The organism is Halomonas sp. SS10-MC5, from assembly GCF_015992245.1.
Taxonomy (GTDB): domain Bacteria; phylum Pseudomonadota; class Gammaproteobacteria; order Pseudomonadales; family Halomonadaceae; genus Halomonas; species Halomonas sulfidoxydans.
Map to the genome: position 1 here is coordinate 3,491,406 of NZ_CP065435.1, position 13,767 is coordinate 3,505,172.

At 68.1% G+C, this 13,767-nt stretch carries 12 protein-coding genes; 1 reads left to right on the plus strand and 11 read right to left on the minus strand.

From position 1 onward, the window contains the following. Positions 1-66: 66 nt before the first annotated feature. Entirely contained in the window at positions 67-924 is an 858-nt protein-coding gene (locus I4484_RS16210) for a DMT family transporter (protein ID WP_197451081.1), read from the plus strand. Here I4484_RS16210 and I4484_RS16215 read toward each other — a convergent pair. The 11 genes from I4484_RS16215 to I4484_RS16265 all read right to left on the minus strand — a co-directional run bounded on the left by I4484_RS16215 (position 910) and on the right by I4484_RS16265 (position 13,691). Next, positions 910-1,419, minus strand: coding sequence for a DUF192 domain-containing protein (locus I4484_RS16215; RefSeq protein WP_197448266.1), 510 nt, complete (start codon positions 1,417-1,419; stop codon positions 910-912). The two genes, I4484_RS16210 and I4484_RS16215, sit on opposite strands and share 15 nt — an antisense overlap. A 4-nt stretch (positions 1,420-1,423) precedes the next feature. Continuing rightward, on the minus strand, positions 1,424-2,173 hold the full coding sequence (locus I4484_RS16220) for a GntR family transcriptional regulator (protein ID WP_197448267.1): 750 nt from the start codon (positions 2,171-2,173) through the stop codon (positions 1,424-1,426). 94 nt (positions 2,174-2,267) lie between these two features. Next, the gene (gene pyk / locus I4484_RS16225) at positions 2,268-3,755 is read right to left on the minus strand and encodes a pyruvate kinase (protein ID WP_197448268.1); all 1,488 of its coding nucleotides are present in this window, start codon (positions 3,753-3,755) and stop codon (positions 2,268-2,270) included. Then, positions 3,752-5,056 (minus strand): glycerate kinase, encoded by a 1,305-nt coding sequence (locus I4484_RS16230; protein ID WP_197448269.1) that lies wholly within the window; start codon positions 5,054-5,056, stop codon positions 3,752-3,754. Before I4484_RS16230 ends, pyk begins: the two co-directional genes overlap by 4 nt. A 218-nt stretch (positions 5,057-5,274) precedes the next feature. Then, positions 5,275-6,159 (minus strand): 2-hydroxy-3-oxopropionate reductase, encoded by an 885-nt coding sequence (locus tag I4484_RS16235; protein WP_197448270.1) that lies wholly within the window; start codon positions 6,157-6,159, stop codon positions 5,275-5,277. Positions 6,160-6,366: 207 nt separating this feature from the next. Further along, a complete protein-coding gene (gene hyi / locus I4484_RS16240) occupies positions 6,367-7,146 on the minus strand; it encodes a hydroxypyruvate isomerase (protein ID WP_197448271.1) in 780 nt (259 codons plus the stop codon). 77 nt (positions 7,147-7,223) lie between these two features. After that, on the minus strand, positions 7,224-8,999 hold the full coding sequence (gene gcl, locus I4484_RS16245) for a glyoxylate carboligase (protein WP_197448272.1): 1,776 nt from the start codon (positions 8,997-8,999) through the stop codon (positions 7,224-7,226). A gap of 182 nt (positions 9,000-9,181) precedes the next feature. Next, on the minus strand, positions 9,182-10,612 hold the full coding sequence (gene hydA / locus I4484_RS16250; protein WP_197448273.1) for a dihydropyrimidinase: 1,431 nt from the start codon (positions 10,610-10,612) through the stop codon (positions 9,182-9,184). 57 nt (positions 10,613-10,669) lie between these two features. Then, complete coding sequence (locus tag I4484_RS16255) at positions 10,670-11,971, minus strand: TRAP transporter large permease (RefSeq protein WP_197448274.1); 1,302 nt, start codon at positions 11,969-11,971, stop codon at positions 10,670-10,672. Next, positions 11,968-12,579, minus strand: a complete 612-nt coding sequence (locus tag I4484_RS16260; RefSeq protein ID WP_197448275.1) for a TRAP transporter small permease subunit — start codon at positions 12,577-12,579, stop codon at positions 11,968-11,970. Before I4484_RS16260 ends, I4484_RS16255 begins: the two co-directional genes overlap by 4 nt. 56 nt (positions 12,580-12,635) lie before the next feature. Further along, the gene (locus tag I4484_RS16265; RefSeq protein WP_197448276.1) at positions 12,636-13,691 is read right to left on the minus strand and encodes a TRAP transporter substrate-binding protein; all 1,056 of its coding nucleotides are present in this window, start codon (positions 13,689-13,691) and stop codon (positions 12,636-12,638) included. Positions 13,692-13,767 lie beyond the last annotated feature (76 nt).

Below are 13,767 nucleotides of genomic sequence, written 5' to 3' on the forward strand. Positions count from 1 at the left end.
GATATAGGACGACGCCCGGGGACCACCTGCTACCCTCGCCGGGCCGAAGACATGAAGGAATCCGCCGTGCCGCTGCGCGACCTGCTGCTTGGCCTCTCGATCGTGGCGATCTGGGCCCTGAACATCATCGTCATCAAGCTGGGCGTCGAGGAGCTGCCGCCGCTGCTGCTGACCACCCTGCGCTTTCTCCTGGTGGCCGCCCTGCTGGTGCCCTTCCATCCCGTAGCGCGCCATCAATTGCCCTTCCTGCTGCTGCTGTCGGCCACCTTCGGCACCCTGCACTTCGCCCTGCTATTCATCGGCCTGGGCCAGGCGGAGGCCGGTACCGGGGCACTGCTGGTACAGATGGGCACCCCCTTCGCCACCCTGCTGGCGGTGATCTTCCTGGGCGAGAGGCTGAGCGCCAAACGGCTGGTCGGGCTGGCGCTGTCGTTCGGCGGCGTGGTGGTCCTGGCCGGCGGCCCCAGCCTGCCTTCGCCGTTGCCCATGGCATTGCTGCTGCTCAGCGCCCTCGGCTGGGCGGTCTCGCAACTGTTGATCAAGAAAGGGCCCAATCTGGCGCCGATGGCGCTGGCGGGCTGGACGGCGCTGTTTGCCGTGCCCCAGGTGGCACTCGGCTCGTGGTGGTTCGAGCAGGACCAGATGAGCGCCATGGCGACGGCCGGCTGGTTCGGCTGGGGCGCGGTGTTCTATACGGCGGTGATGTCGTCGATCGTCGCCTACGGGATGTGGTACGGCCTGCTGCGCCGTCATCCGGTCAGCCGGCTGGCGCCGCTGAGCCTGCTGGTGCCGGCGGGGGCCGTAGCGCTGGGTATCGTGCTGCTGGGCGAGAGTCTCAACGCCCATATCGTCCTCGGCGGAGCCATGGTCATCGCCGGGGTGGGGCTGATCGTGATTCGCTTTCGCGCCCTACTCGGCCGCTGACCGGCAGCCACTCCGGCGCCCGGGCCAGCTCACGCAGGCGCCCTCCTCGATGCCGCGCGCCTCGAAATAGCCGGCGTTGACCTCCAGCGCGGCGTGGTAGGCGGCACCGGCCAGGGTCACGGGGCAGTCGTAGGGGTTGCGCGACGAGCACGGCTGCATGGTATGCACTGCGACGATGTGCCCGTCGGCGTCGAGGAAGGCGATGTCCAGCGGAATGCGGGTCCGATACATCCAGAAGCCCGCCTGGGCGGGTTGGAGCTCGTCGTAGAGGAACAGCATGCCGGCGTCCGCCGCCAGCTGGTCCCGATCCATCAGCCCCTGGCGCCGCTCGGCCGGGGTGCGTGCCAGCTCCACCTCCAGCCGGTGGCGCTCGTTTCCCGCCTGAATCTCCAGCGGTGCGCGCGGCAGCGTCGCCGCCGCATCGGCCCAGGCCGGCACCTGCCAGGCCAGCAGCGTCGTCAGCCAGGCGACGGGCAGCACTCGCTTGACAAGCATGGCGTTACTCCTTGCCCAGGCTCATCGCGGCACCTTCGCGCTGGCCGAGGATCGCCATCAGGTCGATGCGCGTTTCGCGGGTCGTGAGATCGAGCAGCCCTTCCAGCGCCCGGAGGTGGTCGTGAATGCCGCGTCGTGCGGCCTCGCCGTCGCCGCTGCGCAGGTGGGCGAGCAGCGCCGGGTGGTCCTCGGCCAGGTAGCAGCTGGCCAGGCCGGCGCGCTTGTACAGCGCGATGACGATGGAGGTGCGCAGGATCAGGTCGGTGAGCATGGCGCCGAGCACGCGATTGGGCGAGTGCTCGGCGAGCAGGTGATGGATGGCCAGCGAGTGCTCGATGCGTGCCGGCTCGTCGCCGCGGGCATGCGCCTCGGCCTCGCGTTCAACCAGGGCGGCGATCTCCTCGAGCAACGCCGGGCTGGCGCCTCCCGCCAGCAGCGCGGCCACCTCGCCCTCCACCAGGCGGCGGGCGGCGAAGGTCTCGCGGGTCTCCTCGATGCTGGGTGCGCGCACCCGCGCCACCTGGTTGGGCTGCTGGCTGACCACATGATCGGCCGCCAGCCGGGTCAGCGCCTTGCGCACCACCGAGCGGCTGACGCCGAAGATCTCGCCCAGCGCGACCTCGGGCAGGCGGGTACCCGGCGGCAGGCGCTGGGTCAGCACCGCCGTGCGTACCTTGTCGACGATGAAGCGGTCGCTGATACGGCCACCGGCCCGCGTCTCGGCGGCAACCTCCTCCTGCCAGGTATTGCTCATGGTAGCCTCTCGAAGCCTTTGCTCATGGGCTTACCTTCGCACGTTTCCCCCTGGCCTGACCACAACAAAGCGGCCTTTATGTATACAAAAAGGCTCACGCCGGGCAGTGCCGCTCCCCCACGTCGAGAATCTTCAGGGTATTGGTTCCACCGTGGGCGTTCATGTGGTCGCCCCGGGTCAGGATGACATGATCGCCCGGTTCGGCAATCCCCTGTTCCACCAGCAGCGAAAGCGCCCGGTCGTTGAGTTCGCCGGCCGCCATCGCCGTGGTGTCGAACGGCAGCGAGACCACGCCGCGATAGAGCGCCATGCGGCGCTGGGCCACGGGGCTGTGGGCGAGCCCGACGATGGGCAGCCCCGAGCGGATGCGCGAGGCGATCAAGGGCGTGTAGCCGGTCGAGGTCATGCAGGCGATGGCGGCCACCCCGCTGAGGTGGTTGGCGGCGTACATGGCGGAGAGCGCGATGGTCTCGTCGATGCGCGAGAAGCCCTCGTGGATGCGGTGGCCCGACTCCTGGGCGATGCGCTCGCGCTCGGCGCCGAGGCACACCCGGCGCATGGCCTCGAGCGTCTCCACCGGGTAGTCGCCGGCGGCGGTCTCGGCCGAGAGCATCACCGCGTCGGTGCCGTCGAGCACGGCGTTGGCGACGTCGAACACCTCGGCGCGGGTGGGCAAGGGCGAGCCGATCATCGACTCCATCATCTGGGTCGCGGTGATCACCGCGCGGTTGAGGGTGCGGGCGCGCTTGATGATGCGCTTCTGCATGCCGATCAGCTTCTCGTCGCCGATCTCCACGCCGAGATCGCCGCGCGCCACCATCACCGCCTCGCTGGCCTCGATGATGCCGTTGAGCGTGGCGTCGTCGGCCACCGCCTCGGCGCGCTCGAGCTTGGCGACCAGGCCGATCTCCTTGCCCGCCTCGCCGAGCAGCCGGCGCGCCTCGTGCATGTCCTCGGCATGCCGCGGGAAGGAGACGGCGAGATAATCCACGCCGATCTCGATGGCGGTCGCGAGGTCGGCCTTGTCCTTGTCGGTGAGCGCCGGGGCCGAGAGCCCGCCGCCCTGCTTGTTGATGCCCTTGTTGTTGGAGAGCTTGCCGCCGGTGACCACGGTGGTGTGGACCTGCGCCCCCTCGACCCGCTCCACGTCGAGCACCAGGCGACCGTCGTCGAGCAGCAGGCGGTCGCCGGGGGCGACGTCGTCGATCAGCTGCTTGTAGTCGCAGCCGACGCGGGTGGCGTCGCCGGCGTCGCCGGCCAGCGCCATGTCGAGGACGAAGGGCTGGCCCTCCTCGAGGGTCACGGCGCCGTCCTGGAAGCGGGCGATGCGGATCTTGGGCCCCTGCAGGTCGCCCAGGGCGGCGACGCTGCGCCCCAGGCGGTCGGCGATCTGGCGCACGGCGATCAGCCGGCGACGGTGGTCGGCGGCGCTGCCGTGGGAGAAGTTGAGGCGCACCACGTCGACGCCGGCGCGGATCATCGCCTCCAGCACGCCCTCGCGGTCGCTGGCCGGGCCCAGGGTGGCGACGATCTTGGTGCGGCGAATGGGATCGTGGATGGGGGCATGGGGCGGAAGCGTCATGGTGTCCTCGGCAAGACCAGGATGGCACGGAAGTCGTTGACGTTGGTGCGAGTCGGCCCGGTGACGATGAGCCGATCCAACGCCTGGAAGAAAGTATACGCGTCGTTGCGTGACAGGTAATCGGCGGGATCGAGGCCCCGCTCCTTGGCACGACTCCAGTCGCCGGGCGAGAACAGCGCGCCGGCGTTGTCCTCGGAGCCGTCGATGCCGTCGGTGTCGATGGCCAGGGCGTGGATGCCCGGCGCCCCGGCCAGCGCCTCGAATAGCCCCAGCAGGTACTCGACGTTGCGCCCGCCGCGGCCGTCGCCGCGCACGGTGACGCTGGTCTCGCCGCCGGAGAGGATCAGCAGCGGCGCGCTGGCGCCGCCTTGCGCTTCCAGGGCCAGGCGCGCATGGTCACGCCCCAGTTCGCGGGCCTCGCCCTCCAGGTCGTCGCCCAGCACACGTACCAGTACGCCGGCCTCCTCCGCCGCGTTCCTGGCGGCTTCCAGGGCGTCGCGGGCGCGCGCCAGGGTCACGCTGTCGTCGCGCTCGAAGGCCTCGTCGTCGGGCGATGGCGCCCCCTGGGACTGCTCCAGATGGCGACGCACGTGAGCGGGCACCTCGATGGCGTAGCGCTCGAGCACCGCCAGGGCGTCGGCCGGGGTCGAGCGATCGGGCAGGGTCGGCCCCGAGGCGATCTGCGTGGCGACGTCGCCGGGAATGTCGGAGATCAGCCAGGTCACCACCTGGGCGGGGTGCGCCGCCGCCGCCAGGCGCCCGCCCTTGATCGCCGAGAGGTGGCGGCGCACCGTGTTCATCTGGCCGATCGGCGCCCCGCAGCGCAGCAGCTCGCGGTTGATGGCCTGCTTGTCGGCGAGCGAGATGCCCTCGGCGGGCAGCGTCATCAGCGCCGAGCCGCCGCCGGAGATCAGCGCGATCACGCGGTCGTCCTCGCCTAGTGGCTCGACGGCTTCGAGCATGCGCCGGGCCGCCTTCTCGCCCAGGTCGTCGGGCATCGGGTGGGAGGCTTCGAGTACTTCGATCACCTCGCAGGGCTCGCCATGCCCGTAACGGGTCACCACCAGCCCGGTGAGCGGCGCATCGGGGCAGCGCGCCCGCCAGGCACGCTCCAGCGCGGCGGCCATGGCAGCGGCCGCCTTGCCGGCCCCCACCACCACGGTGCGCCCCGGGGGCGGGTCGGGCAGCAGGTCGGCGACCAGGGTATCGGGATGCACGGCGGTCACGGCCACGTCGGCGAGCCGGCGCAGCCAGTCCGAGACCTCTACCGTGCGATCCAGGGAAGGGAGTTCATGCGACATGGCACACCTCGGCGGAAGACAGCATCGACGGTAACAGCAGGGTGGGCAGGAAAAAAGCCCGGCGACGGGCGGGGTCCAGCCGGGGATCCCGCCGCCGGGTCAAGGCCGCACCCAGTACGGCCGGTTGGCGGACGCCGGGCCGACGCCCGCCGGAGGGAAATTTGGCCTACCGTCTGCGCGACTGGCGGGCCGAATAGCGCCTCCTCAATGTACGCAGCTCAGTTGCCCACCTCATGGTCGGCCAGCGCCTCCAGCGCACGCAGGATGCCGGCGTGGTCCCACTCACCGCCGCCGTGGGCGGCACAAGCCTGGAACAGCTGTTGGGCGTTGGCGGTGCCGGGCAGCGCCAGGTTGAGGCTGCGCGCGCCTTCCAGCGCCAGGTTGAGGTCCTTCTGGTGCAGCTTGATCTTGAAGCCGGGGTCGAAGGTGCGTTTGATCATGCGCTCGCCGTGCACATCGAGGATCTTCGATTGCGCCAGGCCGCCGAGCAGCGATTCGCGCACCTTGGCCACGTCGGCGCCCGCCTTCGAGGCGAACAGCAGCCCCTCGGCCACCGCCTCGATGGTCAGGGCGACGACGATCTGGTTGGCCACCTTGCAGGTCTGGCCGGCACCGTGCCCCCCAATATGGGTGATGGTCTTGCCCATCACCTCGAGGATCGGCCTGGCACGCTCGAAGCCCTCCTCGGTGGCGCCGACCATGATGGTCAATGCCGCGTTGATGGCGCCGCCCTCGCCGCCGGAAACCGGGGCGTCGACGTATTCGCCGCCGGCCTCATGGATGCGCTTGGCGAAGCCCTGGGTGGCAATGGGCGCGATGGAACTCATGTCGATCACCAGGGTGCCGGGCTTGAGCCCTTCGGCGACGCCGCCCTCGCCGAACAGCACCTGCTCGACGTCGGGGGTGTCCGGCACCATGGTGATGATCACCTCGGCCTGCTCGGCCACGGCGCGGGGGCTGTCGAGCTCGCGCATGCCCTTCTCGGCCAGGGTGGCGTCCAGCGTGCCGCGCTTGACGGTGACGAGTTCGTGGCCGGCATCCAGCAGATGCCCCGCCATGGGACGGCCCATGATGCCAAGGCCAATGAAACCGATCTTGCTCATGATGCTTCTCCTTTCCGCTTGTCTTTGTCGTTGCAATCGGATGCAGTGGCAGTCGCGAATGACGTTGCCACTCGGGGCTGATCCGTCGACAGGCCGTCGAGGAGGCGCTGTGAACCCATCCCTGGGCGCTACTTTTGCCATCCATGGCAAAAGACCTCCTCTTTGGCCTGCCCCCGGCGCCCCACGTCAAGATGTCTGCAGCGCTCTTCAGCCGCGGGCCTGATCCAGCCAGCCCAGACCTTCTCGAGTTGTCGTGGCCGGCTTGTACTCGCAGCCGATCCAGCCGTCATAGCCCAGCCGGTCGAGGTGGGCGAACAGGAACGGGTAATTGATCTCGCCGGTACCCGGCTCGTGGCGCCCCGGGTTGTCGGCCAGCTGCACGTGGGCGATGCGCCCCAGGTGCTTCTCGATGGTCGGGGCGAGATCGCCCTCCATGATCTGCATATGATAGATGTCGTACTGCAGCTTGAGGTTGTCACTGCCAACCTCGTCGAAGATCGCCAGGGCCTGTTCCGTGCGGTTGAGGAAGAACCCCGGAATGTCGCGAGTGTTGATCGGCTCGGCCAGCAGCACGATCCCGGCGGCCTCGAGCTTGTCGGCGGCGAAACGCAGGTTCTCCACCAGGGTGCGGCGCGCCTGCTCCAGGCTCACGCCCTGGGGCTGGATGCCGGCCAGGCAGTTGACCTGCTTGCAGCCGAGCACGGTGGCGTAGTCGATGGCCTTCTCCACGCCGGCACGAAACTCCTCGACGCGATCCGGGTGGCAGGCGATGCCACGCTCGCCGGCACCCCAGTCGCCTGCCGGCAGGTTGTGCAGCACCTGGGTCAGGCCGTGCTCGTCGAGGCGCGCCTTGATCTCGGTGGCGGGGTAATCGTAGGGAAAGAGGTATTCCACCCCCTTGAAGCCCGCGTCGGCGGCGGCCTTGAAGCGATCGAGGAAATCCTCCTCGGTGAACAGCATGCTGAGGTTGGCGGCAAACTTTGGCATGTGGGTCTCCCTCTCTTGTGTCATCGACTGTGGTACATCGCCGCGCCATCGTCCCCGCGATGGCACGGCGCAAGGCCTTACGTGAGCGCCGCGATCGAGGTCGGCGCATCCTCGCGGTTCTCGGCCAGCGCCTCGAATTCGTTGATGCCGTCGAGATCGGTGCCCATGGCGATGTTGGTCACCCGCTCGAGAATCACCTCGACCACCACCGGGACCCGGTGCTCGGCCTTGAGCCGCTTGGCCTCCTCCAGCGCCGGGGCGATCTCCTCGGGACGGGTGACGCGAAGGGCCTTGCAGCCGAGCCCCTCCACCACCGAGACGTGATCGACGCCGTACTCGTTGATCTCCGGGCAGTTGATGTTCTCGAACGAGAGCTGCACGCAGTAGTCCATCTCGAAGCCGCGCTGGGCCTGGCGGATCAACCCCAGGTAGGAGTTGTTCACCAGCACGTGGATGTAGGGCAGGTTGAACTGGGCGCCCGCGGCCAACTCTTCGACCATGAACTGGAAGTCGTAGTCCCCCGACAGCGCCACCACCTCGGCGCTTGGGTCGGCCTTGCACACACCGAGCGCGGCGGGAATGGTCCAGCCCAGCGGGCCGGCCTGGCCGCAGTTGATCCAGTGGCGCGGCTGGTAGACGTGCAGGAACTGGGCACCGGCGATCTGCGACAGGCCGATGGTGCTGACGTAGCGGGTGTTCTTGCCGAAGACCTTGTTCATCTCCTCGTAGACCCGCTGCGGCTTCACCGGCACGTCGTCGAAGTGGGTCTTGCGCAGCAGAGTGCGCTTGCGCTCCTGGCACGACTCGGCCCAGGCGCTGCGATTCTTGAGCGTGCCCGCCGCCTTGCGCTCACGCGCCACCTCGACGAACAGCTCGAGCGCCGCCTTGGCATCGGAGACGATGCCGTAGTCGGGGCCGAAGATGCGCCCGATCTGGGTCGGCTCGATGTCGACGTGGACGAACTTGCGTCCCTTGGTATAGGTCTCGAGGTTGCCCGTGTGGCGATTGGCCCAGCGATTACCGATCCCCATCACGAAGTCGGACTCGAGCAGCGTGGCGTTGCCGTAGCGGTGCGAGGTCTGCAGCCCCACCATGCCGGCCATCAGCGGATGGTCGTCGGCGATGCTGCCCCAACCCATCAGCGTGGGGATGACCGGCACGCCGGTGAGCTCGGCGAACTCGACCAGCAGCGCGCTGGCGTCGGCGTTGATGATGCCGCCGCCGGCAACCAGCAACGGGCGCTCGGCCTCGTCGAGCATGGCCATGGCCTTCTCGACCTGGGCGCGGGAGGCGCTGGGCTTGTAGGCCGGCAGTGGCTCGTAGGTGTCCGGGTCGAACTCGATCTCGCTCATCTGCACGTCGATCGGCAGGTCGATCAGCACCGGCCCCGGGCGCGAGCTGCGCATCAGTTGGAAGGCCTGCTGGAAAGCCCGTGGCACCTGGGCCGGCTCGAGCACGGTGACCGCCCACTTGGTTACCGGGCCGGCGATGGCCTGGATGTCGACCGCCTGGAAGTCCTCCTTGTGCAGCTTGGCACGCGGCGCCTGGCCGGTGATGCACAGGATCGGAATGGAATCCGCGCTGGCCGAGTAAAGCCCGGTGATCATGTCGGTGCCGGCGGGGCCCGATGTACCGATGCACACGCCGATGTTGCCGGCCCGGGTGCGGGTATAGCCTTCGGCCATGTGCGACGCCCCCTCGACGTGACGCGCCAGCACGTGGTCGATGCCGCCGATCTTGCGCAGGGCGGCGTAGAAGGGGTTGATGGCGGCCCCGGGCACGCCGAAGGCGACGTCGATGCCTTCCTTGCGGAGCACGTGAACGGCGGCTTCTGCTGCGGTCATACGAGCCATGACGGTTCCTCCCGTGAGTGGCGACCAGATTGTTTTTGGAAAATATTTCTGTATACCAAGATTAGGCTCGGCCTCGCAGGCCCGTCAAGAAATTTGGAAAATATTTCCAATTAACTTTTCTGAGCTGAAAAAACCCAGGCAATATCAGTTGCCTGGGCTTGTGGCACGCGTCGAACGGCTGCCTAGAACCCCTTGGCCGAGCCGCGTGGCCTGGCGGGCTGCGGCTTGTCACATTTGAGGAATAGACCGTGCCCCGCGTCCACCATGGGTTCGCCGCCACGCGATACCACCCGCCCCCGACACAGGGTCAGTACCGGGCGGCCGGTGAGCTCCACTCCCTCATAAGGGGTGTAGTCGACGGCGTGATGCAAGGCTTCGTTGCGCACCGTCATCTTCGCTTCGCTGTCCCACAGCGTCAGGTCGGCATCGCTGCCGATGGCGATGGTGCCCTTGCGCGGGTAGAGGCCGTAGATCTTGGCCGGATTGGTAGCGGTAAGGGCAACGAAGCGGGTCGCGTCGATGCGCTGCTTGACGACCCCCTCCGAGAACAGGATCGCCAGACGCGTCTCGAGCCCCGGAATGCCATTGGGGATATGGTGGAAACCCGCATCTTCCCCATGCAGCTTCTTGCCCTGCGGATCGTCGTAGCGAAAGGGGGCGTGATCGGAGGAGAAGACCTGGAACACGCCGTTCTCCAGAGCCTGCCAGACCGCCTCTTGCGCCTTCTCGTCGCGCGGCGGCGGGCTGCACACGCACTTGGCCCCCTCGAAACCCTCCCGGTCCAGGTCGGCGGCGGTCAGCATCAGGTACTGCGGGCAGGTCTCGCCGTAGACCCGTAGCCCCCGCCCCTGAGCCCAGCGGATCTGCTCGATGGCCTCGGGCCCCGAGACGTGCACGATCAGGATCGGCACGTCGATCAACTCGGCCAGGGAGATGGCGCGGTGGGTCGCCTCGCGCTCGGCGATCGCCGAATGGGCCTCGCCGTGGAAGTACGGCGCGGTCTTGCCCTGGGCCTCGAGCAGTTCGGTCAGGTAGGCGATGCAGTCGGCGTTCTCCGCATGCACCATCACCATGCCGCCCTCACGGCGCGCCATGGCCAGCACCTCGAGCACCTCGCGATCGTTGAGCTTGAGGTCGTCGTAGGTCAGGTAGATCTTGAACGAGCTGTAGCCCTCCTGGATCAGGGCCGGCAGCTCCTCCTTGAGCACCGTCTCGGTAGGGTCGGTCACGATCATGTGGAAGGCGTAATCGACCATCGCCTTGCCTTCGCTGCGGCGGTGGTAGTCCTCCACCGCGGCGCGCAGGCTCTGGCCCTTCTGCTGGGCGGCGAAGGGAATCACCGTGGTGGTGCCGCCGCAGGCCGCCGAGCGGGTGCCGGTCAGGAAGTCGTCGGCCATCACCGCGCCGTCGCCGAGGGGCTGGTCCAGGTGGCAATGGGCATCGATGCCGCCCGGCATCACCCATAGCCCCTGGGCATCGATGACCTCGTCGGCCCCCTCCAAGCCCTGCCCCAGGGCGACGATGCGTCCATCCTTGATGCCGATATCGGCGTCGTAGCTGTCGGCCGCAGTGATGATCCGGCCGTTCTTGATCAGGGTGTCGAAGCGTGTCATATCGCTCGTCTCGTCATGTCGAAAAACGCACGGCCGGCGCTCACCGGCCGCATTGGTCTAGCCCATGGCCTCGGGCAGCCAGAGCACCAGGCCGGGCCAGAGAATGATCGCCAGCACGAACAGCAGCATGATGGCGAGGAACGGCAGGCTGCCGACCATCACGTCGGTGATGCCACCTCGCCCGCGCACGCCTTGCACCACATAGAGGTTCATGCCGATGGGCGGGGTGATCAGCGAGATTTCCATCATCACCACGAGGAAGATGCCGAACCACACCGGGTCGAAGCCGAACTGGACGACCATGGGCACCACGATCGGGACGGTGGCGATCATCATCGATAGCGTCTCGAGGAAGCAGCCCAGTACCAGGTAGAAGACCACCAGCGCCAGGATCAGCCCGACGGGGGTGAGCCCCAGGTCGGCCACCCAGCGGGTCAGCGTGGTGGGAATACCGAGGATGCCGACGATGTAGTTGAGGAAGAAGGCCGCGACGATGATCAGCATGATCATGGCCGTGGTGCGGGCCATGGAGAGGAAGCTCTCATGCAGCATCTTCAGGCTCAGCTTGCGGTTCCATGCGGCGAGGCCCAGCGCGGCGACCACCCCCAGCGCGGCCGCCTCGGTGGGCGTGGCCCAGCCGCTGTAGATGCTGCCGATGACGATGGCGAAGACGAAGGCCGGCGGCAGCAGGTCCACCAGCGAAGCCAGGCGTTCACGCAGCGATGCCCGCGCGGAGGCCCGGCCCACCACGCCGGGCCGCAACAGGGCAAAGGCCATGATGGTGAGCATGAAGGCACCGGCCAGTGCCAGCCCCGGCAGGATCCCGGCGATGAACAGTTTGCCGATCGAGGTGTTGGTAATCGCGCCGTAGATGATCATGTTGATGCTGGGCGGTATCAGGATGCCCAGGGTCGCCCCGGCGGCCAGGGTGCCCAGCGCCAGCCGCTCGCTGTAGCCGCGCTCGGCGAAGGCCGGCAGGGCCACGGTACCGATGGTGGCGGCCGTCGCCACCGACGAGCCGGACATGGCGGCGAACACCGACGAGGCGCCGATATTGGTGTGCAGCAGGCCACCCGGCAGGCGATCGAGCCACACGGACAGGGCGCTGTACATGCGCTCGGTGACGCCGCTGCGCAGCAGCAGCTCGCCGAGCAGGATGAACAGCGGGATGGCCGTCAGGATGAAGTCGTTGAGCGTGCCCCACAGCGTGTCGCCGAACGAGTAGAGCAGTGGCGTTCCCAGGTACATCAGGGTGCCCAGAGTGGCGACGGTGAAGATCGCCACGGCGACGTGGATGCCGGCCGCCATCATGCCGAGCATGACGAGAAAGCCGACCATGACCTCGAAGGCACCGATCATGACGCGGCCCTCCCCGGTTCGGCGGCGACGTCGCGGCCGTAGTCCTTGCGCGCCTCGTTCAGTTCGTCGTCGGTGGAGCGCGGGCCGTACTCCCGATCCAGCGCGTCCAGCCGGCCGGTGATCAGGAGCCCCAGGGAGTGAGCCGCCAGCAGCAGGGTCAGCACACAGAACACCCCGAGACCCGCCACCCACAGGCCCTGCGGGATCCACAGCGGGGTCTGCAGCGGCGTGCTGGCCAGGCTGCCGAACTCCAGCGTCTCCTCCAGCGTCTCGACGGCGCGCCACAGCATGAAGGTCGCGAAGGCCGCCAGCATGGTCATCGCGGCGGCGTTGAGCGGTGCCTGAAGCGCCCGCGGCAGACGCGTCAGCAGCACGTCGACGCGGGTATGCGCGCGGTGCAGCAGCGCATAGGCAAAGCTGAACGAGACGCCGATGGCCAGCACGTAGCCGCCGATCTCATCGACGCCCTGCAGCGAAAAGGCGAACAGCTTGCGTGCGATCACCTCGAAGGTGATCAGCAGCGACAGTCCGAGGGCGGCATAGCCGGCGGCAATCGCGGCGCCATGGGCCAGCTGTCGGGCCAGCCGATAAGGAAGCGGTGAAACCATCGCATTTCTCCCGTGTCGCCCCGGCCACCCCCAGGCAGCCGGGGCGAGGCAGTGACTTACTGGGAAACGGACATGCCAGCGGCCTGTCCCACCGTTTCGTTCCAGACCTCGACGCAGCCGTCGTACCGAGCGCTGCAGCTCTCGGCCCATACCGGCAGGACGGCCTCCTGGGTGATCGCCTCCACCAGCGCGCGCGATTCGGGGTCGATCTCCACCAGCGCCATGTCGTAGGCCTCGTGCCGCGAACACTCCGCCTGGCCGGTATTGCAGGCGATGGCGTCGTCGTTGACCTCGTAGGCCAGCTCCCACATCTGTTCCTCGAGCCGCGCGAAGGCCTCGGTCAGCGCCTGCTGCTGGGCCTCGTCGAAGCGGTTCCAGGTGTCCAGGTTCATGAAGTGACCCTGCACCGAGTAGGAGAGCGGCAGCGGCACGAAGGTGTCGGTCACTTCCGGCCACTTGCCGTTGTTGCCGGCCGAGGGGGCGGTCACGCCGCAGTCGGCCACGCCGCGCTGCAGTGCCAGGTAGACCTCGCTGAACTGCAGGGTGACGGGGGTGGCGCCAAGCCCTTCGACCAGCCGCGACATCGACGGCGTGAAGACGCGCACCTTCTTGCCCGAGAGGTCGCCGACGTCGTCGATGTCGCCGTTGCAGAACATCATCTGCGGCCCGAAGGGCCATAGCGTCATCAGCTTGGCGTTGAAGCGGGACTGCAGCCGGTCGTCGAACGCCGCGCGCACGGCGTCGACGGCCTCGCGCTGGGCGTCCAGGTCCGGCGAGACGCCGGCCAGGTCGATGCCCTCGAAGAAGGGTTCGTCGCGGGAGGCCATGCCGATCTGCACCGACATCACGTCGAAGGCGCCGGAGCGGAGGCTGCGCAGCGCATCCGCCGCCTCCACGCCGATGGCATCCATGGTGTTGTAGACCACCGTCACGTCGTCGCGCTGGCCAAGCGACTCGAAGAAGGGGCGCTCCACTTCGTCCACGTGCAGCTTGTTGCCGGAGAAGTTACCGACGACGCGCAGGGTCGTTTCGGCCTGGGCCAGGCCGCCGGCCAGCACGCTGGCCAGGGAAACCCCCAGCGCCAGGGTCTTGATGGTTGCCTTGCGGGGCATGGTGTCACCTCGTGATTGCTGTTGTTGGTGGGTGTTGCCGATGCGTTGCATTGCGATGCGGTCGTCCCTGTCCTGG